The organism is Rhodococcus sp. MS16, assembly GCF_013277795.1.
GTDB classification, from domain to species: domain Bacteria; phylum Actinomycetota; class Actinomycetes; order Mycobacteriales; family Mycobacteriaceae; genus Rhodococcus_F; species Rhodococcus_F globerula.
The window spans coordinates 107952-132332 of the sequence record NZ_VBTM01000001.1; the positions used below are offsets into that span (position 1 = coordinate 107952).

Consider the following 24381-nt stretch of genomic DNA (forward strand, 5'->3'; position numbering starts at 1 on the left):
GGCGGTTGCGAAAATTGCCCTGAGTGAGTCTTCCACTTTGCCGCATATTTAGTTTAGGCTGCCCAAAATGAGGTTAGGCCACCCTTGCGTGGCACGTCCGCGGCGAAAGGATCAGTGTGAGCGTTTTTCCAGGTTCGAACTCCATCGAGGCAAGCGAGAATTTGCTTGCACTGACAGGAGCTCAGCTCGGAATCTGGAACGCGCAGAGACTTGATCCGGAATCGCGGAGTTATCTCGTCGGCGAGGTGCTCGAGATTGTCGGCGACGACGCGATCGATACCGCACTTCTGGCAGATGCCATCCGGGCGACGATCGGCGAGGCCGAGACCATGCGGCTGCACATGATCGAGACGCCTGACGGACCTCGACAGATCATTTCCGACGCTCCCGTCGGTGACATCCCGATAGTCGACCTGCGGGCGGAGCGTGACCCGGTTGCGGTTGCGCACGCCCTCGTCGACGCCGAACGAGGCCGGGCGTCGGAGTACTGCCGGGCGATGGTGGAACGCCCGCTGTACACGTACTCGCTGATCAGGCTCACCGATCGCGAAGTCTGGTGCATCCAGCTCTATCACCACCTGATCGTCGACGGATACAGCGCGGCAATGATCTCGCGCCGCGTGGCCGACCATTACACCGCGCTCGCGCGCGGAAGTGAGGTAGCACCAACACGATTCGGCTCGATCGAGCAGCTGATTGCCGAGGACGAGGAGTACCGCGGCGGTGAGCAGTTTGCCGAAGACCGCGACTACTGGCGTGACGCTCTTACCCCGTTGCCGCCGTTGGACGGTCGAGGCAAGCAGGTTGCCGGGCCCGCCGAGCGAACCGTTGCGGTCCGCAGTGTGATGTCGGCCGACACCCTGACCAAGCTCAAGGCAGTGGCGGCCACAACGGGTACGACCTGGGCCGAAGGTCTTATTGCCTGCTACGGAGCATTCTTGCATCGCCTGCTTGGTGAGTCGGACGTTGTCATCGCGATGCCGCTGATGGCTCGGGTCGGTCGCACGGCGCTCCGGACTCCCGCGATGGCTGTCAATGTGCTGCCACTGCGTCTGACGGTCCGCAGCGGTGATCGACTCGGCGACCTCAGTAAGCAGGTCGCGGCGTCGATGAAGAGCATGCGTGCTCATCAGCGTTACCGCGGCGAGAACCTGGCCCGCGATCTCGCGGTGGCCGGCAGCGGTGCGTTGCTTCACGGAATCGGTATCAATCTCAAGGCATTCGACTTCGCATTGGACTTCGCAGGTGCTGTGGGCGTGCTGCGCAACGTTGCAGGCGGTCCGCCGGAAGACCTCGGCTTGACTGTTACACCCATTGCCGACGGTGAGGTGCTCCTCGGGTTCGAGGTGGACGCCCGCACCAACACTCGTGAATCCGTGGAACGACGCCTCGCGGGATTTGTCAGCATCATCGACGCGATGGTCGGGGAGGACGATCCGGCTGTCGGGCAGGTGGACGTACTCTCCGTCGCCGAGGCCGACCGGATTCTGGTCGACCGTGAGAGCGCGCCGAGCGCCGGCCGGATCGAGCACGTTGCAGATGTGTTCGATCGTGTTGTCGCCCAACAGTTAGAGGCCACGGTCCTGGTGTGCGGCGACGATTCTCTGACCGGCGGCGAGCTGGGCGCTCGCGTCTACCGACTGGCGCGCGCGTTGCGAGCCCGGAGCGTCGGACCTGACGACATAGTCGGGATCGCAATACCGCGCACAGCCGACATGGTTGTTGCACTGCTCGCGACGCTCCAAGCCGGGGCCGCGTACGTGGCATTGGATCCGGAGCATCCGGTAGAGCGCCTGCGGGCTCTGATCGACGACGCTCAGCCCAAGGTTGTGCTGACCACTGGTGCACTGGCGGAGCAACTTTCGGGGGATTCCCGGCCGGATCCAGTAGTCGTGGAGTCCGAAACGCTCCGCGACGAACTCACGCGTTACTCCGATCTACCTATCTCCGCGAGTGAACTGGCTGCTCCGCGTCACGCAGACCACCTCGCCTACGTCATCTACACATCCGGATCGACGGGGACACCCAAAGGCGTTCTGGTGCGAAGCGGCGGACTCGCCCATTTGCTACACCACCACAGTGCGACGATCTACCGTGACGCTGCGAACCGAGTGGGCCGGCGGCAACTGCACACCGCTCATACGGCCTCGTTTGCCTTCGACGCATCCCTCGACCAGTTGCTGTGGATGCTGTGTGGGCATCGAGTGCATGTGTACGACGAAGAGCTTCAGAAGGACGCCGACGCACTGGTTTCCGCATTCGCGCGCGATCGGATCGATGTCGTCGACACCACCCCCTCGATGGCTACGGCACTGGTCGACAGTGGATTGTTGACGGGCGCAAACCCACTCGCATTGTTGGTTGTCGGCGGTGAGGCCGCGCCCCCTGCGCTCTGGGATGCGATCATCGCTGCGAATGTGCCGGCCCAGAACCTGTACGGACCCACGGAAGCAACCGTCGACGCGATTGCTACTTCCGTCCGCGGCGCCGAACCCCGAATTGGCTACCCGCTCGCGGGAACTCGCGCGTATCTCCTCGACAGCGCGTTGAAGCCGGTTGCCGACGGCGAGCGCGGAGAGCTCTATCTGGCCGGTCCTCAGTTGGCCAGGGGATATCTCGGGCGGGAAGCCGCGACCGCTGAACGATTTGTTGCCGACCCCTTCGGGGCTCCCGGTGACCGCATGTACCGGGCCGGCGACCTGGCCCGTTGGGTGCCGGGCCGCGGATACGAATTCATCGGCCGCGGTGACAAGCAGGTCAAGATCCGTGGTCATCGCATCGAACTCAGTGAGGTCGAAGCGATTCTGGGTGCCGTGCCCGGCGTCGGCGCGGCCGCAGCCGTCATTCGCACCGACGGTGGACGCCCCAGTTTGGTGGGTTACGTCGTGGCTGTGGCCGGTGCTACTTTGCCGCCGCAGGACGAACTGCGCCGTGATCTTGCGACGCGAGTGCCGGATCACCTGGTGCCTTCGGTTGTTGTTGTCTTGACTGAACTTCCCGTGACTGTCAACGGAAAACTTGATCGCGCGGCGCTACCCGCTCCGGTTCTGGAATCAGAAGGTCGTGCCGCATCCACACCCCGCGAGCAGATCCTCTGCGCTGTGGTGGCGGAGGTTCTGGGACGGGACCGAGTTGGTGTCGACGAGGACTTCTTCGGTCTCGGTGGTGACAGCATCACCGCCATCAGCGTCAGTAGTCGGCTACGTGCGCGCGGAGTGCTCATTGCTCCGAAAGAGCTTTTGGCGCAGCGCGATTTGGGGACCATCGCAGCGGCGGCCCGCGAGGTCGCCGACGATGACAACCGCGCCGCTGCTGTAGTCGACGTAGCGACCGGCTCAGTGATCGCACCACCGATCGTGCGTGCATTGACCGACAAGAACCCCACCGACGAGTCCATTGCCGGTTACGCACAGTGGACCGCTGTGCGTATCGACGAGGTGGTCGCGTTCGACGACATCCGATCAGGGGTCCAAACGATCCTCGATCGCCACGATGCACTGCGACTTCTACTGCGACGGGGAACTGGCGGCGCCGCCACCGAATTGATCGTTCGTGACTCGGGTGCCGTGCGCGCAGAGGGGCTCGTGAGTGAGATCGCGGGAAGTGCTGACACTGAACTGATCCAGCGCACCGCCGAAGAAGCTGCGGCGCAACTCGATCCGCGTGCAGGCAATCTCCTGCGCGTCGTGTTGCTGCGAACCCCAACCGGTCACCCGGATCAGTTGATCGTCATTGCGCACCACTTGATCGTCGACGGCGTTTCCTGGCGGATTCTGCTTCCCGATCTGCACGAGGCAACCGATGCTGCGCGCGAACGTCGATCCGCCACGCTGGGTGTCTCAGGTAGTTCGTGGCGTCGGCACGCGGGCGTGCTCGCGGAGTTCGGGGCTTCGGGCACACTGCGATCCGAACTCGACTACTGGAAGACCGCCGCCGGCATCACGGCAATCGGCAGTGGGAGCGCTGCTCCGATCGGCGCTCGTCGACTCGACCCCACGACGGACACCGTGAGTACCGCGGCCCGCACCACAACCGTAGCGTCGGCAGCAGTGACCGAAGCGGTTCTGGCCACGCTTCCTGCGGCGTACCGAGCGCGGGTAGACGAGGTATTGCTGGCAGCGTTGATGTTGGCGTTGCGTTCGTGGCAGAACAGTCGTGGGCACGAATTGGGTCACACGCAGACGGTGACCGTCGAAGGACACGGTCGTGATCCGCTGACCGAAGACACCGACTTCGCCGGAACGGTCGGCTGGTTCACCAGCGAGTTCCCGGTATCGGTGCCCACCGGCGCGATTTCGAGCCGAGACGCACTGACCGACGCTCTGAGCGGTGGCGCGGCGGCCGGAGCTCTGCTGCGTAGCGTCAAGGAGGCGAAGCGCGCTGTTCCGGGCGGGGGCGTCGGCTACGGGGTGCTTCGCTACCTCGATCCTGTTGCGGCGCCGGAATTCTCCGACGTCGTTGAGCCTGAACTTCTGCTCAACTATCTGGGACGCTTCCCGTCGTTGCCGGGAACCGGGTGGAGGCTACCCGAGCATGACGCGTTCTCCGTGATCGAACCGGCATCCAAGGCGATGTCGGAAGTGTTGGCGCTCAATGCGTTTGTTCGCGAAGACGGTGACCCCCAATTGGCTGTCGAGTGGACGGCAGCGGGCCGGGTGCTGGACGCCGCGATCGTCGATGAACTGCAAGGACATTGGGACCAAGCTCTAGCGGCACTCACCGCGCATGCGGCACTCTGTGCTGGCGGATTGACCCCCTCCGACTGCTCGGCTGATTGGGTCGATCAGGACGGCATCAACGAACTGGAGTCGATTCACGGCCCGCTCGCCGATCTTCTTCCGTTGTCCCCGTTGCAGGAAGGGTTGCTGTTCCACGCCGTTCGAGACGGCGTTGCAGATGTTTACACCCTCACCGCTCGATTTGATCTCACCGGACCCTTGGATGACGCGCGACTGGCTGACGCATTCGAGACGGTCATCGACCGGCATCCGAACCTGCGCGCAGCGTTCCACTACGAACAGTTCGATCGCCCGGTGCAGGCAATTCCGCGTTCGGCCAAGGTCGCTTGGCGATCGGTCGATCTGACGGCGGTACCGAAGGCGGCAGCACTGCGTTCGGCGCAGCGACTGGAGGACGAGGCTGCCGAGCACATCTTCGACGTCGGACTGCCGCAGCTGCTGCGCGCCCTACTGATTCGTCTACCCGGTGATGTCCATCGGCTGATCCTCAATGCGCATCACCTGCTCACCGACGGCTGGTCCACGCCCATCGTCCTGCGTGAATTAATGAACGTTTACCACGACGGTGACGCCGGTCTGCCGACGCCGACTCCGTACGGCGACTACCTGGCATGGATCGCCGACCGCGACGAGGATGCGCAACGGGCAGCGTGGAGCAAGCGTCTGCGTGGGCTGACCACTCCGACGCTCGTTGCTGACGGACAGTCGGAACGGGGCGTGCCGGTGCAGGTTCCGGTACCGCTGTCGGACACGGACGCCGCAGCGCTGATCGAACTCGGACGCACCCGCGGTTTGACTGTCAACACCCTGGTCCAAGGGGCCTGGGCTGCAGTCCTTGCCGAGCTGACGGGGCAGTGGGACGTTGTTTTCGGAGCGACAGTCTCCGGTCGTCCCGCCGATCTTTCCGGTGTGGAAGCTATGGTCGGATTGTTCAGCAACACGATTCCAGCGCGGTTCGACATCGCTGCCGACGTGCCTCTACTCGAACAGTTTGCCGGTTTGCAGAACGCACAATTCGATATGCAGGACGTCGAGCACGCCAGCCTGGCGGAGATCGAGCGAATCGCGGGAATCGGGCAACTGTTCGACACACTTCTCGTTTTCGAGAATTTCCCGAATTCCGGAGCCGGCCAGCCCAGCTCGCACGAGCTGCGCGTCAGTAGCTTCACGAACCGTGGTGTCACGCACTACCCGATGACGCTGATGGCACCGCCGAGCCTGGGCCTCGATCTTGTGCTCTACCACGATCCTGTTGCCATTCCCGCAGACACCGCTGCGCGGGTGGTGACGCGATTGGGTGAGATTCTGGGCGGTGTTGTTCATTCGCCGTCGTTGCCCGCGGGGGACCTCCTCGACGTCGTGAAGCGCGTTTCGATGCGCAGACCTTCCCCGGCGCCGATCAAGTCGGATGTGGCAGCGCCTGGTGCCGTGGATCCTGTCGTCGTGGACGCACTGTGCCGTTGCGCTGCAACGGTGTTGGATCTTCCCGTAGTGAACCCGGCTGATAACTTCTTTGCTCTCGGCGGTCATTCGCTGACCGCTATGCGTTTGGTGGGAAGCCTGCGCAAGCTGGGCTTACGCGTATCGGTTTCGGATGTGTTCGATACGCCGACCCCGTTGGGGCTGGCCGGCGTCGCACGGATTGACGACACGAAGTTCGTTGCGCTCGAGCTGGACTCGACCGTGGCAGCGCCCGTGGACGTTGTCGGGGATCAGAGCGAGGCGCCGCGCGGCGGCGCCGAGCCGGGAAATCCTGACGACGAAAAGTACTGGGTTCAGGTGCTCGGCGGTCTGCCGTTCGACGTGGATCTTCCCTACGATCGAACTCCGTCCCCGGCGTACCGTGCCCACACGTACATTCGGCAGCTGGGCGAAACCGTCGACCGGGATTCGATGCTGCTCGCTGCAGTTGCCGCCGCGCTGAGTACCTTCGGTGCCGGCCGCGACATAGCGGTCGGATTGGTCGACGCCGAAGCGGAGTCGATCATCCGGGTCGATCTGAGCGGCCGACCGACCTTTACCCAGGTCGTGGACCGGGTCGAGAACGCCATGTCCGGCGCCGGTTTGCATTCCGACGTGAGTCTCGATCGACTCGCGAACCTACTGGATCGTTCTCGGGCAAGTCTGTGTGCCGCTCGCGTGGGGCGTGCCGACGCAGTCGTCGATCTCGAGTTTGTGCGCGCTGGTTCCGAGATTCACCTGACCGTCAATGCCGAGGTGTACGACGGATCCACCGCGGACGCCCTCCTCGACACCGTGATCTCGGTACTCGAGCGCGGCGCCCGGCACGGGGACCTTCCCGTTCCCGAATTGCTGCCGACAGTGGCTCGTCCGCATAACGACCCACCGCGGCGAGTTGACGCTCCAGCGGGAATATCGATCCTGTTCGAGCGGAATGTCGTCGCAGCACCCGACGTCATCGCGCTGGTCTCCGGCGAGTCGACGCTCACCTACCTCCAATTATCGCGCCGGGTGGACGAATTGGCGCGCGAACTTGTTGCCGCCGGTGCCTGGCCGGAGCAGGTTGTTGCCGTTGCCCTCGACCGATCCGTGGATCTGGTCGCAGCACTGCTGGCTGTTCTGCGCGTCGGCGCGGTGTACCTGCCACTCGATGTCGATTATCCGGCCGAGCGGCTCGAATTCATGATCGAGGACGCGGCACCTGTTTGTGTTCTGACGAGTTCCGATGTGGCAGGGCAACTTCCCTCGACTGCGCCTGCGGTGGTGTTCGTGGACGCAGCACAGACGAGTTCTGATGTTGTTCTTGCAGAACCGCGACCGGCCGGTGAGCACCTTGCCTACGTCATCCACACCTCGGGTTCGACGGGTCGACCCAAGGGAGTGATGGTCAGCACTGCCAATCTCGCGGCGTTCGCCGAGACTGTGATCGGCGATCAGTGGATCAGGCCAGGCGATCGCATTGTTGCGGTGACGACGGTGTCGTTCGATATCGCCGCGCTGGAATTGTTGTGTCCGCTGGCTGCCGGTGCCACCGTTGTGCTCGCCGATCGGGGGACGGTCCGTGATCCGGATGCCCTGCTCGAGTTGATCACGCAAAGCCGTGCCACCGTCATGCAGGCAACTCCGTCGCTGTGGCGAGTTGTCACGGAACACGAGAATGCGCATCGCCTTCTCCAGGTTCGAGCGTTGGTGGGTGGAGAAGCACTTCCGCAAGACCTGGCCGATGACCTGGTGACATTCTGCCCGTCGGTGCGCAACGTGTACGGACCAACGGAAGCGACAGTGTGGGCGACATCGGCGGTACTCGATCGCGATGATCGGGTCACGATCGGGCGGCCGTGGACCGACGTCCACGCACGGGTACTCGACGACGATCTGCGGAACGTTCCGGAAGGTGTTGCAGGCGAGCTGTACCTGGGCGGTTCGCAGGTGGTACGCGGATACTTGAACCGACCCGATCTGACGGTCACCAGGTTTGTGGCGGATCCGAGCGTGCCGGGCGCCCGCCTGTACCGCACGGGTGATCTGGTTCGACGCAGGAACGGTGTGTTGCATTTCTTGCGACGTGCGGACGATCAGGTGAAGGTCCGCGGGTTCCGTATCGAACTCGGTGAGGTCGAGGGCGCGCTCTGCGGCGTGAGTGGTGTATCTCGTGCGGCAGCCACCGTCCGAGTAGATGCGGCAGGCATCGGAAGTCTGCACGGATACGTGGTGGCTGAAGTCGGTACCGGCCTCGATTCGGCTTTGGTTCGCAAGGAAGTTGCGCTGCTGCTTCCCGAACACATGGTGCCGCAGACACTGACGGTGCTGGATGCGCTTCCGTTGACGCTCAACGGAAAAGTCGACCGCAAGGCGCTTCCCGAAACGGCGCCGGATCGGTTGCGGCACCCCTTGGTGACCGTCGACTCCGATCGGCGGATACGTCTCGACATTCTCAGTCCGGGTTGGCGGGATGTGTTGCCTCTCGGTCCGTTGCAGGAAGGCATGTACTTCCAATCGGTACTCGACGGTGCCGGCGGCACTGACGTCTACCACATGCAGCCGAAATTCACGTTCTCGGCGGAGGCCGATGTGGACATTTCTGCGCTGCGCGCGGCGGGTGATGCACTTCTGCGCCGCTACCCGAACCTGCGTGCCGGCTTCACTCACGCCGGGTTCGACGCTCCGGTTCAGTTTGTTCCGCTAGCAGCCTGCATGCCTTTCCGGGAAGTTGACCTGAGCACTACTCCGGTCGGCGAGATCGAGGGTGCAGTGCGCGCACTCGACGAAGAAGAGTTCGCCACCGTCTTCGATCTGAGCGCACCGCCGCTGATCCGAATGGTTCTGGCGTGGTTGCCGGGCGGCGGCGCGCATCTCGTATTCACCCAGCATCACTTGCTGACCGACGGTTGGTCGCAGACGCTGATGTACGCGGAACTGTTTGCGCTGTACGAATATGCTCGTTCGAACGGCACAGATCCGGTCCACCTCGACTCGGCGTTGGAAACCCCGGCGGATTTCCGTGATCACCTGCGCTGGATCGCCGAGGCAGATCGCCCGGAGGCTCTTTCGTCGTGGAAGAACTATCTGGCAGACCTCGAACAGCCGACGCTTGTCGGCGGCACCGGTTCCGGCGGTAGTGCGCCTCTTCCGGTGTTCACGCGAGTTGTGTTGGAACAGAGCATCAGTAGTGACGTACGGGACCTTGCGCGCAGGACCGGTGTGACCCTGTCTACGGTTGTCTCCGCGGCCTGGGGACTGGCTCTGCGAGCAGTGACCGGTCGTGACGACGTGGTCTTCGGTTCGACGGTGTCCGGGCGTACGCCTGAGGTGGACGGCGCGGACCGCATGGTGGGTCTGGCGCTCAACACGATTCCGGTGCGCATGAATGTTCGCCCCGGGGAGCGGATCTCCGACCTCCTCGGACGGTTGTTCCGCGAGCAGGGTTCACTCCTCGAACATCACCATGTGGGTCTCGGCGACGTTCAGCGCGCGGCCGGATTTGCCGCACTGTTCGACACGCTCTACGTTTTCCGTAATACCCCTCGCGACGAACAGGCACGCCAGGACACGTTCGGGCGCAGTGGAATCGTCGGATTCGACGCGGTGGACGGCACCCACTACGCGCTCACACTCGATGTTGATCCCGGTGTGGGTGAGGCGTCGATGGCGCTTGTTCTCGAGAACCGGCCGGATCTGGTTCCGGGCGATGTGGCGCACGACGTTCTGGCTCGTACCGAAGCCATCCTCGAACTGATGGCGCGTTCCGAGGCGGCGACCGTGGCCGACACTGCGGTTCCGCGCGCCCAGACGCCCACCGAGTTCGTGTCGCAGCACGTCACGATGCCCGTTCCCGGAGAGCCTGGCGGCAGCGTCGACGCGTTGCTGCGAGAACGAGCGTTGGCGACACCGGACGACACCGCACTCGTATTCGGCGATGTCACGTTGAGCGCTGCGCAGATGAATACGCGAGTTGATCGGTTGGCGCGAATACTTGCGTCGTCCGGCGCTGGGCCGGCCGGCGTTGTTGCGCTTGCACTTCCGCGGACAGCGGATCACGTGGTGGCGATCTTTGCCGTCATGCGAGCCGGAGCTGCCTACCTTCCGTTGGATCTGGCGCATCCCGCCGCCAGGCTGCGGGAGTTGATCGAAGACAGCAATGCGGCCGTGGTGATCACCACTGCCGATCAACACGATCTCGTCGCTGCTGAGGGTCGGACAAGCATTGTCATCGACCTGCCGAACATCGTTGACATTCTTGACGGCCGCGCCGAGACACCCACTGTTGCCGATGCAGCGGTAGGCGGTCCGACATCGGCGGATCAGCCTGCCTACGTGATCTACACGTCGGGCAGCACGGGCAAACCCAAGGGCGTCGTGGTGGGCCACCGCGGCCTGACCACGATGTACCACAACCACAAGGCCGAAATCTTCACGCCGACCGAAAACAGCGCTGCCGGGCGAAGATTGCGTATCGCACACACGGTGTCCTTCTCCTTCGACATGTCGTGGGAAGAACTCTTCTGGCTGCTCGCCGGTCATGAGGTTCACGTGATCGACGAGCAGGCGCGGCTGGATCCGGTGTCATTGGTCAAGCACTACCAGTCCGTCGGCATCGATGTCGTGAACGTGACGCCCTCGTATGCACGGGAATTGACGGCGGCCGGACTTCTCGACGGTGATCACACTCCGGCGCTGGTCATGCTCGGCGGCGAAGCGGTTCCCGCGGAATTGTGGTCGCGGTTGCGTAATCAGGACGGCGTCGACGGCTACGACCTGTACGGCCCCACCGAGTTCACGATCAATGCGATGGGCTCGCCAGTTCGGGCAAGTGACACCCCGTGCTTGGGGCGGCCGATCCTCAATGCGTCGGCGCGGGTGCTTGATTCAGGCCTGCGCGAAGTCCCGGTAGGGGCGGCGGGGGAGTTGTACATGTCCGGTGACGGAACAGCGATGGGCTACCTCGATCGGACCGCTCTGACGTCGTCGGTATTTGTCGCCGACCCTTTCAGCGTCGGCGGGCGTATGTACCGGACCGGTGACGTGGTGCGTCGACGGCGCGACGGCGAACTCGAATACCTCGGACGCGCAGACCATCAGGTGAAGATTCGAGGAATCCGGATCGAGCTGGGTGAAGTGGAATCTGCACTGGCAGCGTGCCCCGGCGTGCTTCGCGCCGCGGCGACCGTTCGGCGTGACAACGGTGCGGCGCCACGGCTGATCGGCTACGTGATTCCCGAAACGGGTTGTGCACCGGGAGACCTCAGGGCGGTCATGCGGGAACGTGTACCGGCGCACCTGGTTCCGTCGGATATCGTCACCGTCGCTTCGATTCCGCTGACACCCAACGGAAAGCTGGATCGAGCGGCCTTGCCCGCGCCGCCGACCCGGGCAGCGGCGCGCGCGCCTCGCACCGAGACCGAAAAGCAACTGTGCCAGGTCTTCGCGCATGTTCTCGGTGTCGACACCGTCGATCCGGAAGAGAGCTTCTTCGACCTCGGTGGAGACTCGTTGCGTGCCATGCGTTTAGTGGGCGAAGTAGAACACGAACTCGGCGTCGGAGTGGGCGTGGGAACGTTGATGGCTCGTCCGAGCGTTGCCGAACTTGCGGCTCATATCGCAGAGGGTGCGCTCGATGTGGACCTCAGCCGTGATCACCTGGTGTCGCTGCGGGCCGAAGGCGCCGCCGAACCGTTGTTCTGTGTTCACCCTGCGGGCGGATTCGCGTGGCCTTTCGCACCGCTGACCGGGGTGCTCGAGGCTGATCGTCCGGTGTTGGGCCTGCAGTTGCCGACGCTCGCGGGCGACACCCTCGAAGCTACGAACGTGGATCAACTGGCATCGATGTACGTCGAGACGATTCGCGGCGTGCAACCGGACGGTCCCTATCACCTTCTCGGATACTCGTTCGGTGGCAACGTCGTTCACGCGATGGCTGCGCAGTTGGCGGAGGCGGGACACGCGGTAGGGTTCACCGGTCTGATCGACACCCACCCGCTCGGAACCCGGTCCGCTGAGAACCGGGAAGACCGCAGCACCGAACAGGACTTGGCAGCGGCACTCCCGCCGGAACTCCTTGCGCAGGCACCCGCCCTGGTCGAGTTGGTGCGAACCGGATTTGATGCCACTCGTTCACTGGCGTCGGGATCGGTGGACCCGAATTACGCCGGGTCGGTTACTCTGATCACCGCTGACACGGGTGTGTCCGGGGAAGTGCTGGCCGATCGCTGGCGCACAATCCGGGGGGACCAGGAACTTTCAGTCCACCACCTACCGTTCGACCACGCCGGATTGGTGACCCCAGCCGGTTGGGCGGCAATTGCGCCACTGCTCGACAGTCATCTGTCGCAGCCCACAAACCACACAGTTGGAAACACAATGGGAGTTGAATGATGAAGTCCACACCGCCCCTCGCGATTCGAAGTTGGCGACGATTCGTCGCGATTGCGGGTCTGTTGATCGTTGCACTCGTTGCGATGATCGGTTGCAGCAGCGCGTCCTCGGACGAGCCTGCAAAGGCAGACGAACCTACGACGCGTGTGATCGAAACCGAGAAGGGTTCTGTCACCGTACCGGCGTCGGCAGAACGGATCGTGGTGCTCAGCGGTGGCCTCGCCGGTTACCTCTATGCACTCGACGCACCCGTAGTCGCAACCGACACACGCGTTTTGGGTGTGACGAACCTCGACGGCGGCTTCCCGCCGGCTTGGGCAGCGGATGCAAAGGCCCAGGGCACCAAGGAACTGCCCGCCGGTGAGCAGCTCAACATCGAAGCCGTCGCCGCAGCTGCGCCCGACCTGATCATCGGTGGTGGACAGGGTGTCACCTCGGTGCAGGCTGAGGAGCTCTACGACCAGCTCACAGCAATTGCGCCGACCGTCCTCGTGCCGCGCACCGTTGCCGCATGGGACAAGCAGCTCGAGATCGTCGCCGACGCCGCCGGACGCTCCGACCAGGTTCCGGCTCTGATGGATGCATACGACGCCAAGGTCAAAGAGGTAAAGGGCAAGATCACCGTTCCCGAGGGCAACGTCGTCTACATCCTCTCGCTCGCGAACAACAAGCCGTACCTCGTGCCGCCGACTGCCGCTCTGCCCGCAATGCTTGCAGAACTCGGATTCAAGGCCGACGACGTCATGACCAAGGCCGGAAACCCGCAGCTCTTCGGCTCGGGTGACTCGTTCGAGGTCAGCCCGGAAATGCTCTCGCAGGTTGCCGACGCCCCTGTCGCATTTGTCATTCCGGTATCCGGACGCCCGATGGCAGAACTTGCCACCGATCCGCTGTACTCGCAGCTTCCTTCCTTCAAGGCCGGAACGACGTTCGAGCTTCCCGCCACCAGCTACCGTCCTGACTACGACGGCGCAATGGCGACCCTCGACCTGATCGGTCAGACCTTCGCATGACCCGACTCGGTGGGCTGGTCATCGATGTATCACCATTGCGGACCAGCCGTCCCTTCCGGTACGCGTTCTCCGCGCGAATGATCTCGCTGCTCGGGATCGGACTACTTGTCGTAGCCGTTCCCGCGCAGACGTACCAGCTCACCAAGTCGACCTTGCAGGTTGCCGGAGTGTCCACGGCGATGGCCGTCGCCATGTTCGTCGGCAGCCTGTTCGGTGGGGTGCTCGCGGATCGATACGATCGGCGACGCACTATCCAACTTGCCCGCAGCGCTGCGGGTCTCGGATTTGTGATCCTCGGGTGCAACGCTCTGCTTCCGCATCCGTCCATGTGGGTCATCTATGTCGCAGCGGCGATCGACGGCTTGGCCGGCGGCGTCAGTAGCTCGGCCCTGATGGCTTTGATGCCGGCGCTGCTGCCCCGCGAGAAGATGGCGGCAGCCGGCGCGCTGGTGGCGTTGACCACCGATGTCGGGACGATGATCTCGCCGGCGATTGCCGGAGTGATCATCGCCTCCGGCGGTATTCCTGTGACGTACTTCGTGGCCGCCGCGGCCACGGCGGCCACGGTTACTCTCTTCCAAGCTGTCGGACCGGCGCCGGCGCCCGGCACCGACCACGAAAGCCCCGTCCGCGCTCTCGTGACGGGAGTGAAGTTCGCGGGTACCCACACCGTGATCCGCGGAATCCTGATCAGCGGATTACTGGTCATGTTTGTCAGTGGTCCGATGGTCCTGCTTCCGGCCTTTGTCGACGACGTACTCGGCGGTGGCCCAACGATGCTGGGTCTGCTGTACGCGGCACCGGCAGTGGGCGCGGTGATCGGTTCGCTGACCAGCGGATGGACTGGGCGCGTTCACCGCAACGGCGCGGCTATGTTGATATCGGTCGCGCTCATGCCGCTCGGTTTGGTGATTCTCGGGGCCTCGGGGGCTGTATTCCTCGCCTTCCTCGGCCTTGCCGGATTCGGACTCGGACGAGCCCTCAACGACATCTTGCGATTCGCCGTCCTGCAACAGAACACGCCGGACGAATTGCGTGGACGCGTGTCGAGTCTGTGGATGGTGCAGGCCGTCACAGGTACGGCGATCGGGTCCATGGCAGCGGGATTCCTCGGCCAGTGGCTCGAACCGGGAACTGCACTGCTGGCCCTGGGTATTGCAGGCCTGACGTTGGGACTGATACTCCTCGCAACACTGGGTTCGGTGCGGCGGGTAACTTCAGAGGTAATCGTGCTCGATCGCCCAGACTCTCACCCAGAAAATGCGGTGCCCGTGGCCACTGCTGCGCGGGAAAAGGAAGGTAGTTCATGAATCGAGGAGACCATCTCGCGACCATTGCCGACGTGCTGGCGGGAACCAGCGGCGCAAAAGTGCCGTACCCCATCGGCATTCGTGAACTCGAAGTTGTTCGTAGCACCATGGTCGGATCAGGGTTGTTGCGGTTGACGTTGGGTGGACCCGAACTCGAAGGGTTCGAGTCGCACGCTCCGGATGAACATGTGCGGCTGGTCTACCCGAATGAGGACGGAACACTTCGCCTGCCCGAGCGTGATGGGACAATGCTGAAATGGCCTAGACCGCTTCCGATCTCGCGTGAATACACCGTCCGTCGGTACGACCCGGATCTGGCGGAATTGGACATCGACTTCGCCCTGCACGAAGGTGGCTTCGCCTCCGATTGGGCCCAGGCCGTGACACCGGGTACCCGGATCCATGTGGCAGGTCCGCCCGGTGGCGTCATCGTGCCGTGGACGTACGACAGGTACCTCCTCGCCGGCGACATCACGGCGCTGCCCGCGATCGCCCGGTGGCTCGAGATGCTGCCGGAAGCTGCAACCGGGTGGGCGTTCATCGAAATTACCGACGCTTCACAGGAAATCGAGTTGACGGTCCCTGAGGGTGTCGAGGTCCGGTGGCTGCACCGCGGTGACGTTCCGGCCGGACATTCCGATTTGCTCGAGCAGGCAGTGCGAACTGTCACCGTTGCTGAAGATGAGCGTATCTACGCCTGGATCTCCGGGGAAGCCACGAGCCTCAAGCCGCTTCGCAGGTTCGTTCGCGACAACTTGAAGTTGGACAAAGGCGACTACCTGATAACGGGTTACTGGAAGCGTGGCGTCGCAGATTTCGACGAGGACGACGAAGACTGAACCAGAAAGGCGTCCCCGCGGGGACGCCTTTCTCGGGTTTTCAGAAGAACGTGTGGACTGACCCTACGACGCGATAACGTGCATCTACCTCGGGAATCAGTGACCACTTGTCGAAAGTTGTGCACGGGTGCGAGATTCCGCAGCCCAGGAGATCACCGACACGCACGTCGAAATTTCCCGGCAGATCGACGTAAGCGTGCTGATCGTTGAGTGCAGAGATGGACAGTTCCCGAGCCGACTGATTGGAGCCGTCTCGGCGTCGCCACAGTACTGTGGGAAAGCCTGCGTCGGAACCCACGTCGCGACGACCGAAGCCGAGGATCGCCCGGCCCGGCTCAGGTAGGGAGAGCACAACGCCCCAGACCTCGGCAGCTGCCCGCAAAGTCCGCGGACCATCGGCCCATGGCGAGGTATCGGCGTAGAGGCCGTGATCGTGAGTGATGTAGCAACCACTGCGCAGTACGACGCGCACACCGTTACCTGTTGCCCAACGGCCGGCCAACTCGCGGACTACCAGATCGTGAAATGCGCTGCCGCCGAAGGTGACCAGGGGGAGCGGAGCTTGTGTCGAGTTGTTCTCGAACAGGTTCTCCGCCACGCAGATTTCTGTGAATACTCGCGCGGATCTGAGATACGAATCGACAGAGATTCGGCGGGCAGCCACTGACGCGCCCGGCATCATGCCCTCGAACCCCTCGACTCCGGTGAGGACGAGTGACTGGGTCTGTGACGCTGCGCGGGCGACGTCGAGTGCCTGGTCGAGTGTGCGTGCCCCGGCGCGACCGTTGTCGTAGCCGAGTTCGACGAGTACTCGGATTCTGCTGCTCGGTGAGACTTTCGCGATCAAGCTCTCCATGAGTTGGACGCTCTCGATCGAGTCGACCAGGGTAGCGACGAAGAACCCGGGATCTGTTTGCTGCACATCACAGATCCATCGAATGCCCGCCGGGTCGAGTACTTGGCTCGCGATGATGATGGTGTCGACGCCGAACTCGCGGAGAATGCGGGCCTGCGCGACCGTCGCCGCGGTCATTCCCCACGCTCCGGCGTCGAGTTGTCGATGAACCAATTCCGGACTCATCGTGGTCTTGGCATGAGGTGCCAGGTCGACATCGTGGTCGGCGCAGAACTTTGCCATGAGGTCGACATTGTGTGAGATCGCCTCCCGATCGAGTGTCATCACCGGGAGTGGGAGGTCGCCGTCGAGAGCGGAGATCCCCAACGCTTCGAGGTCGGAACTGCGCAGACCGTTGAGGTCGGTTCCGAAGGCTTTGTGCTGCCAGCCGATCGGTGGGTTCGTGTGGTCGGTCATGCCGTCGTTTGTGCCTTTGGCTGGTAGTGACGTATTCATGAGTGAAAGACTTTCTGTCAGTGCCTTTTCGGTCACGATCGGTGAATTGGTCGACCCGGCAGCGCATCCTCGACGAGGAGGCCTCCACGACCCCACGGGCGGCCATGAGCACTCGATCTCCCGGAGCGCAGGCGTGGACCGGTGGTAGAGCCGTACGCAGTGGGTGATGATCTCCTTCGGGAACCGGTATCTCTTGTACTTCAAATACCATCGCATCATCGCAGATGAGACATTTTCAACAACCTGACAGTGGCGTGTGAAGCCCTGCTGCCCTGAAAGTGGCTGAACCCCAAATAACTTGACAATGCCCTTCTGTGTCTTCCTCGGGGCGCGGTGCAACACGTAAATAACCTCTTCGAAACGGGCGAGGTAGAATGTGTGAAGCGCGTCATCGGAAGTACGAACCCGTATTTCGCGGCAATGCGTGATCTTCCGGGCAACGTGCAGGACGGACGATCTCAGATGCCAGATCGGGCGAGTCCAGCAAGGGTTCGATCCAGATGACGGGAAGCCGATGGAGGGCGTCGGGGCCGGTATCAATACGGATATATACCGTATTCTCACCGACTTGGTCAGTGTGCGCGATCGCAAACGCTCAACCCGCCTCGCTCGGTGTGCCTCACGGACCAGATGCCTCTGTGCCGGTACATCCATTTGCTCACGCTGTCAGACCACGCACGCGTAGTGATCTACGAAAAGCGAAGGAGTGGAGGCAGTTTCAACCGTCGATAACACCCTGCATGAAACCCGCAGCCTGCTGCTGGCGAGCAACTTTCCCTTCCAATCCGTAACCATTGGGGGTCGAGCGAATTCGGTATCATGCATCCGAATGGCTCGGAGCCGCTCGCTTCGGGGCTCCGATCCCAACGACGCGGACACCGTCTGGATGTTAGAACGCCAACTCGCGCTCATGTACCGCGCGCGCGCTTCGATGTACCCGCCACGCCAACGACGCACTCGACAACCTCTACGAAGAAGGTCCCGTGCCTATCGCAGGAAGTCTCCGAACGAACGAGTCACGGCTGCGAATTCCGGATCGCGCCGCCCAATGGATTACGAAAGTCGATGTTGTGCAATCGGACTGCTCAGTTTCTGAGCATGCCTTGTCGGCACGCGAAGATCAACCCGGGTGAGATTCACTATTGCGAAATGTTCTTCCCGTTCCAGTCGGTGAGTGTCCAACCTGTCTCGGGAGTGCCCGTGATGACGATGTACCCGGTGTTCGGGAGACGGTCGGTTGTCACCAACGTGAGATCGGGATTTCTTACGTTCATGAGAACCCAGGTCGGGATCGATGCGCCGTGGGAAAAGACGATCGGGTGGGTGTCGCCGCTGGCGTAGATTTTCTCAACAGCACTGTCGAAACGTTGGTCGAACTCGTTGCCGTCTATCCCTCCGGGTATCCGCGCGTCACGGTTTCCCTTCAACCAGTCAGAGGTGGCAGCGTAGGCGACTCTTCCTTCCTCTTCTGGCTTTCCGTCAAATTCGCCGGCTTCGATTTCTTGCAGACCTGGCAGCACCTCGACTGTCGCGTCCACCGCTTTCGCCATGGGGTCTGCAGTCTGCTGCGTTCGAATCATCGTAGAGGCGTAGACCCCGTCGTAGTCGAGCTTGCTGAAGGTGTCCGCCGCGACTTGAGCCTGGTTTCGGCCCTTTTCAGTGAGCTCTGGCCCCGGCACTGAGGTGTCGATGACTCCGGAAACATTGCCGGCGGACTCGGCGTGTCGCATGAAGGTAATTGCGATCGGCTCCCGCGCGTTGACGGCTTCGCTCGAACCCGTGCCGAATGAGCCTCCGGAGGCAAATAGCGCAACGGCAACTACCGCGTTGGTAAAACTCGGGGGGACGAGGGACACGAGAACCTTCTTTCGTGGGAAGCAAAAATTGCGCCAGATTACAATCATCTAACTAAGTTAACTGAATATACCTATAATCATCGGCTGGACACCTGAAATCCGAAAATGTCCTGGCTTTTGCGCAGACGACAGAAGGAACTAGCCTGTCGGCTCCTCCACGATGCCGTCGTCTCCACTGCCAGCTGGTAAGCGTGCGGATTGACGCAGAAGTCCAACACGAGTATCGATCGGGTTGGGCTACAGTCGAATCCGCCGTCGACAAACTCTCCGGTAGAACAGTGCAGACGCCGCTCAACTGGATCCGAAAAGCGCAATCCGACGCCTCGCGCGTCGGAGAGGTTGGGAGGCTAATCGAGAACATGCCCCTTCATACGCCAACCCAAGTTCTCCTGATCGGTCAGCGAAAAGGTCGTTCATATCGAGCGAACTTCGAGAAGAGGTACATCGCTAGGGGATTCCGCATTTGTGTGATGCGCGCTACATAGTGTACAAAGTGGTCTACGTTTATATTGAACTCTTTTGCTGCTGCCCGGCCCGCGGGCAGCACTTGTGGAGGGATTGCCAGAACAGATGACGACCTTCGCGAACTTGTCAGCGAGCTGCGGGATCAAACCTGAGATCAACATGGCCGGTACTGGCGCCGCAAGGCGTTATCGCTCAGCCGACGCCGCAGTCAACCGGACTGTCCACCTGTTCAGTATCATCGTGTACGAAACGCTCGGCGCAGAGCTAATCGGCTATGCGCGTGAGCATCTCGCCTATTTCGAGGCGCAACGCCGAGTTCGCGAGGCGAACCATGGTCATTCACGGATCATGACAGCCTCGTTGGGGGCAGTAGCCCTGCCTAAGCGATGCTCCCCGCGAGTTGCGAATTTGAGGCCGGTTAGTGCGCCGAGAGGAGGACCTCGTTGTAGCCACCGCGGCGCCACCGACCGGTTTGGAAGACCATCAACTGGGGTCTTCGCGCGGCTCGTGGAGCTGTTGAATGCTATTCCCGATCGACACTGAACTGCTCCAGAGCAGAGGCACGTTTATGCGTCAGTTGTTTCTTCGACAAACACAGGAGTAAAGGAATGAAATCTCGGCGATTAACGGTGGCTGTCGCGTCGGTTCTCATGACAGGAGTGGCCTTGGCGGGATGCTCGAGTTCCTCCGGGGTCCCCAATAATGCTGTGGGAGAACCTAAGAGCGGTGGCACCTTGTCCTGGGCCGTGACCGGTGAGACCGCATCTATGGACCCGGCCGTCTGCAGTACGGTTGCGCCCCCACGATGCTCGACGATCTTCGGGACCCTGCTGCGCTACGACAACGCGACCGCAGAATTCACTCCCTACCTGGCCGAGTCATTCGAGAGCGTGGACGGGCAGAAGTGGACCTTGAAGCTGCGCGAGGGAGTCACGTTCAGCGACGGAACCCCGTTCGATGCCGCCGCCGTGGTGTTCAACTGGGACCGGATCAAAAATCCGCAGACGCTTTCGCCCGCGATACGCGCCACGAACGGCATGACATGGCAGGTTGTCGATCCACTGACCGTCAATGTCATGTCAGAGTCGCCGAACTATCAGCTCCCGTGGCAGCTGGTCAAGGGTCTCGGTGCGATCGGCTCACCCACGGCGATCCAGGCTGCGGGTGCGGAAGTGGGGAACACGCCGGTCGGTGCCGGCCCATTCGTGCTCACGCGGTGGACGCGCGGTACCCAAATGGAACTAACCCGCAACCCCACCTACTTCGAACAGGGCTTGCCCTACCTCGACGGCTTGACCACAAAGGTAATCAACTCCGAGGACCAACGGTTGAACGCTCTACGTAGTGGCGAGGTCGAGGTCGCCACGTCCTCCTTCAAGAAAGACACCGAAACCGTCGCAGGCATAGGTGGCTACGACATCTACGACACCCCTCTGGTCGGCGGTACCGGATTGATGTTCAACTACACCGATCCGGCGATTCAGGACCAGGATCTTCGCCAAGCCATCCAGCACGCCATCGATGGGAGCCAGATCAACAACGCTGTGGCCCCCGGCGAGGCAGCGGCCGATACGTTCGTCAGGACCGATGACCACGCACTTGGCACCTTTCCGGCGCTGGATCTCTCAGAAGCGCAGCGTCTCTTCGACAAATATCTGAAGAAAACAGGCAAGACCGGTGAAACCATTTCCCTGCTGACCTACGCGGGTTTTCCAGTCATGGAACAGACTTCCCAACTGCTCCAGGCACAGCTGCAAGAGATCGACGGACTTACCGTACGGCTCGAACCTGTCGACAACACGACGATGCTCAAGCGAAAGAGGCAGCGCGAGTACCAGATTGTGGTCACCGCCAATCTGTCCGAGGACCTCGACTCACTGTATGACATGTTCCACAGCGACGGAGCGCTTAACGCCATGGGCTACTCGAATCCCAAGGTCGATGAAGCCCTCGACATCACGCGCGCATCCGCGAATCCTGACGAAGTCACCAGTGCCTACCAGGTCGTCAACGGCGAGATCTCGAAAGACGCCCCGTTCCGAATCTGGCAGAACATCTCAGGTTACCTCTACGCAGATGACAAGGTGGAGGGAATCGCCGCCACAGGAACTGCCGCAGGTGCCGCGTTCCAATGGGAGCGCGCCTGGTTCAACTGATCGGGGCTGCGAAGACAAAACTTCGGTAGCCGAGAAACTTGACTTGGGGCTAATATCGTTGTCCAACAGCAAATTCCTTTCTGACCAATGCGCTCGGTGGAGGAATCGCCAAGAAGATTGTCGATTGGTGCATGAGCAACATCGCGGAACTGCCCACGCCCGTTTCGCTCGACCTGGTCGACCTCACCCCCGCTGCGGTCGACGCGGTCCTGGGCAAGTATCAGGCGGGTTCGCTGACAATGACGGTCGCCCCTGGTGACGGGGGAATCGGCATCCGGATGGGTAGCGCAAAGGACCTCGGCGAGTACGAGGACATCGTCTGGCCGCCGGCGATCCCGATTGCCTTCGTCAACGACAACAACTTCGCCGCTCGTGCGGACACCACTCGGGCGTTGGGACGCTTCGTCACCGACGACACCGGACGCGCTGTGATGCTGGAATTCGGCGGGCGTACCGCTAAGCGAGTGGCTTAGGCCGGTAGGGGACGACGCCGAGACCGAAGCGGGTAGCGTGGAGGATGCCGAGGGCAAATCGAATGTGTGCCGTCACGCCACGTCGTCCTCGGCATCCACATCGGCCGGAAGTTGAAAGGTCGAGAATGGAGAACCGCCATGGCCTCGAACCCGACCGATGTGTCGAATTCTGTCGACGTTTCCCAGTCACCTGCCGCGCAGCAGGCGCAAGGATCGGCAGATTCGACGCCGTCCTGTCCGGCTTGTGGGCACAGTCTGGAATCCCACGATCCCCTCGGAGTTCGATTCTGCCGCGTGACTTCGGACCGGAACCTCGACCGAAAATGCATCTGCCCGGATGAGCATGTGAGCATGCAGCACTACACGCGGTATTGAACGCCACCCGGAATTAACGCACTGCATTGACAATTTAATGCAGTGCGTTATAGCGTCCTCGCATGGCATCAGTAGATCCCAAAAGTGCAATGGTCGATGTCGCCGAGCGGCTGCTCGGCACCCAGGGAGTCGACGCGCTCTCGATGCGAGATGTGGCAAACATTGCGGGCCAACGCAATACGTCCGCGGTGCAGTATCACTTCGGTGGACGCGATCAACTGCTCATTGAAGTGTTCCGTCGCCGAATGGTGGCAATCGCAGAGGACCGACGTGCCTTCTTGGCGACAATCGACGCAGCCGGCCGTGGCCGCGAATTGCGAGCACTCGTCGAGGCCTCGATCGTTCCTTTTGCATCCTCGGTGAGCAGATCCGTCGACGGCGCGAACTACGCCGAATTCATTGTCAGACTCCTTCCTACGGTGGACTATTTTGGTCCAGATCTTGATTCCCCCGGCAATGTGAACCGAGAAATCCATCAAAGGTTGGTGTCTTCATTGACACATCTGACGGAGAATCAGGCTGCTGAGCGAGTCGAGATGATGTTCACTATGGCGTTCTCGGCGATCGCTCTACACATGAGACGTCGTGCGCTCGGAATCAGCTCTGCTTCAGCAACTTTCGACGACTATGTCGAGCATGTCCTGGTGGTGGCTGTTGCTGCGTTGTCTGCTGGGCAATCAGTGTGACTGTTGACAAACAGAAATGAGCAAAGATGGACGTTTCCTCTCGTTCCGAAGCCGATAATGCTGCGTTGGATGCAGCCTGGGCAAAAATGTGTGACGACCTGCGGTCCGCAGGCACTCTTGTGGCACGTGACCCGGTGGCAGTCGACCCCACGATGCGCTCGGCGGGATACCGATACTTGCTGAATCTTCTCAATGCGGGGCTGGAGCAGATGGTGTTCAGTGCCGACCCGCAATACCCGGAAGTCGGTCACCTCCAAGACAATACGAAGCGTTATGCGACAGAGTCTCCGGATTGCTTGTTCGGTCACGCAACTCTCGATGCGGCCGGTACATATCGACTGACAGGTACCGGCGGGTGCGCGCGATATCTTGGGCTGACGTTGTACGACTCCGTCAATCTGTACGAGAACCTGGACCGCGCCGCGCTCGAGCGCAGAGATTTTGCGGCAGCGTTCAAAGCCGCGACGGCCGGCACCCTTGGCGCGATGTCGAATCCCGGCGGAATCACCTTGGATGCAAACGGCGACTTCGAGGTGATCATCAGTGCTGAGCGCCATGACGGGAACTGGCTGCCGATGGACGCCGCTGCGACCAAGCTGATGATCCGTCAGTACTTCTACGACTGGGAAAATGAAGAGCCGTATCACATTTCGCTCGAGCGGCTGGACTTCTCAGGAACCGGGCCGGTGCCGGACCCCGTGGTGATCGCCAGTCAGGTGACGAGAGTCGGTGAGTTCGTCGACGGATTCTCGGACTACTGGGCAGCAATGTATGCGGCCCGCGCCGGTGAGCGCAACGTACTGCGAACACAGCCACCCGTAAGTGAGACCTACGCTTCCGATACCGGGTACATCGCCTACGGCGGAGGAAGTTTCGAGATCGGCGACGACGAAGCCGTCATCATCGAGGTGACACCACCGGACTGCCATTTCTGGAATATCCATCTCGGCGACTACTGGGGCCAGTCGCTGGACTACACGTTCCGCCAGACGTCGCTCAACGGACACCAAGCAGTGCTCGAGGGTGGGGTCTTTCGGGCCGTTCTTGCACATCGTGATCCGGGAGTGGCCAATTGGCTCGACACGGCCGGAAACCGCTTCACTCGTTGCGTGTACCGATGGTGGCTCGCCGGCAGTGACGATCTGCCGACGCCCACCGTGCGAGTCGTGAAGTTTGCTGACCTGGCCGAGGAACTACCCGGGGTCGAACGGATTTCGGCGGACGAAAGAAGATCGATGCTCGATCGTCGCCGTCGTGCGGTACTGGCTCGCTATCAGCGATAGAG

General features: G+C 61.9%; 11 protein-coding genes. 9 read left to right on the forward strand and 2 right to left on the reverse strand.

Features of this window, described 5'->3' with window-relative positions; all coding sequences use genetic code 11:
• Positions 1 to 116: 116 nt before the first annotated feature.
• From FEZ60_RS00540 to FEZ60_RS00555, 4 genes are read left to right on the forward strand one after another with little or no spacing between them, the layout of a single operon-like run.
• Positions 117 to 12572 (forward strand): non-ribosomal peptide synthetase, encoded by a 12456-nt coding sequence (locus FEZ60_RS00540; protein WP_172935319.1) that lies wholly within the window; start codon positions 117 to 119, stop codon positions 12570 to 12572.
• Positions 12572 to 13585: an ABC transporter substrate-binding protein gene (locus tag FEZ60_RS00545; protein ID WP_033235010.1), complete on the forward strand. Its 1014-nt coding sequence runs from the start codon at positions 12572 to 12574 to the stop codon at positions 13583 to 13585. The genes FEZ60_RS00540 and FEZ60_RS00545 overlap by 1 nt, the downstream gene beginning before the upstream one ends.
• On the forward strand, positions 13582 to 14895 hold the full coding sequence (entS, locus tag FEZ60_RS00550; protein ID WP_033234872.1) for an enterobactin transporter EntS: 1314 nt from the start codon (positions 13582 to 13584) through the stop codon (positions 14893 to 14895). Before FEZ60_RS00545 ends, entS begins: the two co-directional genes overlap by 4 nt.
• Positions 14892 to 15734 carry a siderophore-interacting protein gene (locus FEZ60_RS00555; protein WP_172935320.1) on the forward strand — a complete coding sequence of 281 codons (843 nt, stop codon included), beginning with the start codon at positions 14892 to 14894 and terminating at the stop codon, positions 15732 to 15734. The genes entS and FEZ60_RS00555 overlap by 4 nt, the downstream gene beginning before the upstream one ends.
• A gap of 40 nt (positions 15735 to 15774) precedes the next feature.
• On the opposite strand, the gene FEZ60_RS00560 is transcribed toward FEZ60_RS00555, so the two are convergent.
• Complete coding sequence (locus tag FEZ60_RS00560) at positions 15775 to 17046, reverse strand: alanine racemase (protein WP_230590174.1); 1272 nt, start codon at positions 17044 to 17046, stop codon at positions 15775 to 15777.
• 1178 nt (positions 17047 to 18224) lie between these two features.
• Positions 18225 to 18941 (reverse strand): histidine phosphatase family protein, encoded by a 717-nt coding sequence (locus FEZ60_RS00565; protein ID WP_033234870.1) that lies wholly within the window; start codon positions 18939 to 18941, stop codon positions 18225 to 18227.
• Positions 18942 to 20014: 1073 nt separating this feature from the next.
• Between FEZ60_RS00565 and FEZ60_RS00570 the strand changes: the two genes are divergently transcribed.
• The 5 genes from FEZ60_RS00570 to FEZ60_RS00585 all read left to right on the forward strand — a co-directional run bounded on the left by FEZ60_RS00570 (position 20015) and on the right by FEZ60_RS00585 (position 24379).
• Positions 20015 to 21562: an ABC transporter substrate-binding protein gene (locus FEZ60_RS00570; protein WP_072782489.1), complete on the forward strand. Its 1548-nt coding sequence runs from the start codon at positions 20015 to 20017 to the stop codon at positions 21560 to 21562.
• 131 nt (positions 21563 to 21693) lie between these two features.
• The gene (locus FEZ60_RS00575) at positions 21694 to 22035 is read left to right on the forward strand and encodes a hypothetical protein (protein ID WP_033234869.1); all 342 of its coding nucleotides are present in this window, start codon (positions 21694 to 21696) and stop codon (positions 22033 to 22035) included.
• Positions 22036 to 22173: 138 nt separating this feature from the next.
• A complete protein-coding gene (locus FEZ60_RS32230; RefSeq protein WP_084702762.1) occupies positions 22174 to 22410 on the forward strand; it encodes an RGCVC family protein in 237 nt (78 codons plus the stop codon).
• A gap of 62 nt (positions 22411 to 22472) precedes the next feature.
• Positions 22473 to 23096 (forward strand): TetR family transcriptional regulator, encoded by a 624-nt coding sequence (locus tag FEZ60_RS00580; protein ID WP_045067348.1) that lies wholly within the window; start codon positions 22473 to 22475, stop codon positions 23094 to 23096.
• A 26-nt stretch (positions 23097 to 23122) separates the two neighbouring features.
• On the forward strand, positions 23123 to 24379 hold the full coding sequence (locus FEZ60_RS00585; RefSeq protein ID WP_172935321.1) for a DUF1214 domain-containing protein: 1257 nt from the start codon (positions 23123 to 23125) through the stop codon (positions 24377 to 24379).
• Positions 24380 to 24381: the final 2 nt, after the last annotated feature.

Coding starts and splice junctions, on each gene's coding strand:
- FEZ60_RS00560 (WP_230590174.1), bottom strand. CDS start 17,046: ATGACCGACCACACGAACCCACCGATCGGCTGGCAGCACAAAGCCTTC.
- FEZ60_RS00585 (WP_172935321.1), top strand. CDS start 23,123: ATGGACGTTTCCTCTCGTTCCGAAGCCGATAATGCTGCGTTGGATGCA.
- FEZ60_RS00570 (WP_072782489.1), top strand. CDS start 20,015: ATGAAATCTCGGCGATTAACGGTGGCTGTCGCGTCGGTTCTCATGACA.
- FEZ60_RS00555 (WP_172935320.1), top strand. CDS start 14,892: ATGAATCGAGGAGACCATCTCGCGACCATTGCCGACGTGCTGGCGGGA.
- FEZ60_RS00580 (WP_045067348.1), top strand. CDS start 22,473: ATGGCATCAGTAGATCCCAAAAGTGCAATGGTCGATGTCGCCGAGCGG.
- FEZ60_RS00575 (WP_033234869.1), top strand. CDS start 21,694: ATGAGCAACATCGCGGAACTGCCCACGCCCGTTTCGCTCGACCTGGTC.
- FEZ60_RS00545 (WP_033235010.1), top strand. CDS start 12,572: ATGAAGTCCACACCGCCCCTCGCGATTCGAAGTTGGCGACGATTCGTC.
- entS (WP_033234872.1), top strand. CDS start 13,582: ATGACCCGACTCGGTGGGCTGGTCATCGATGTATCACCATTGCGGACC.
- FEZ60_RS32230 (WP_084702762.1), top strand. CDS start 22,174: ATGGCCTCGAACCCGACCGATGTGTCGAATTCTGTCGACGTTTCCCAG.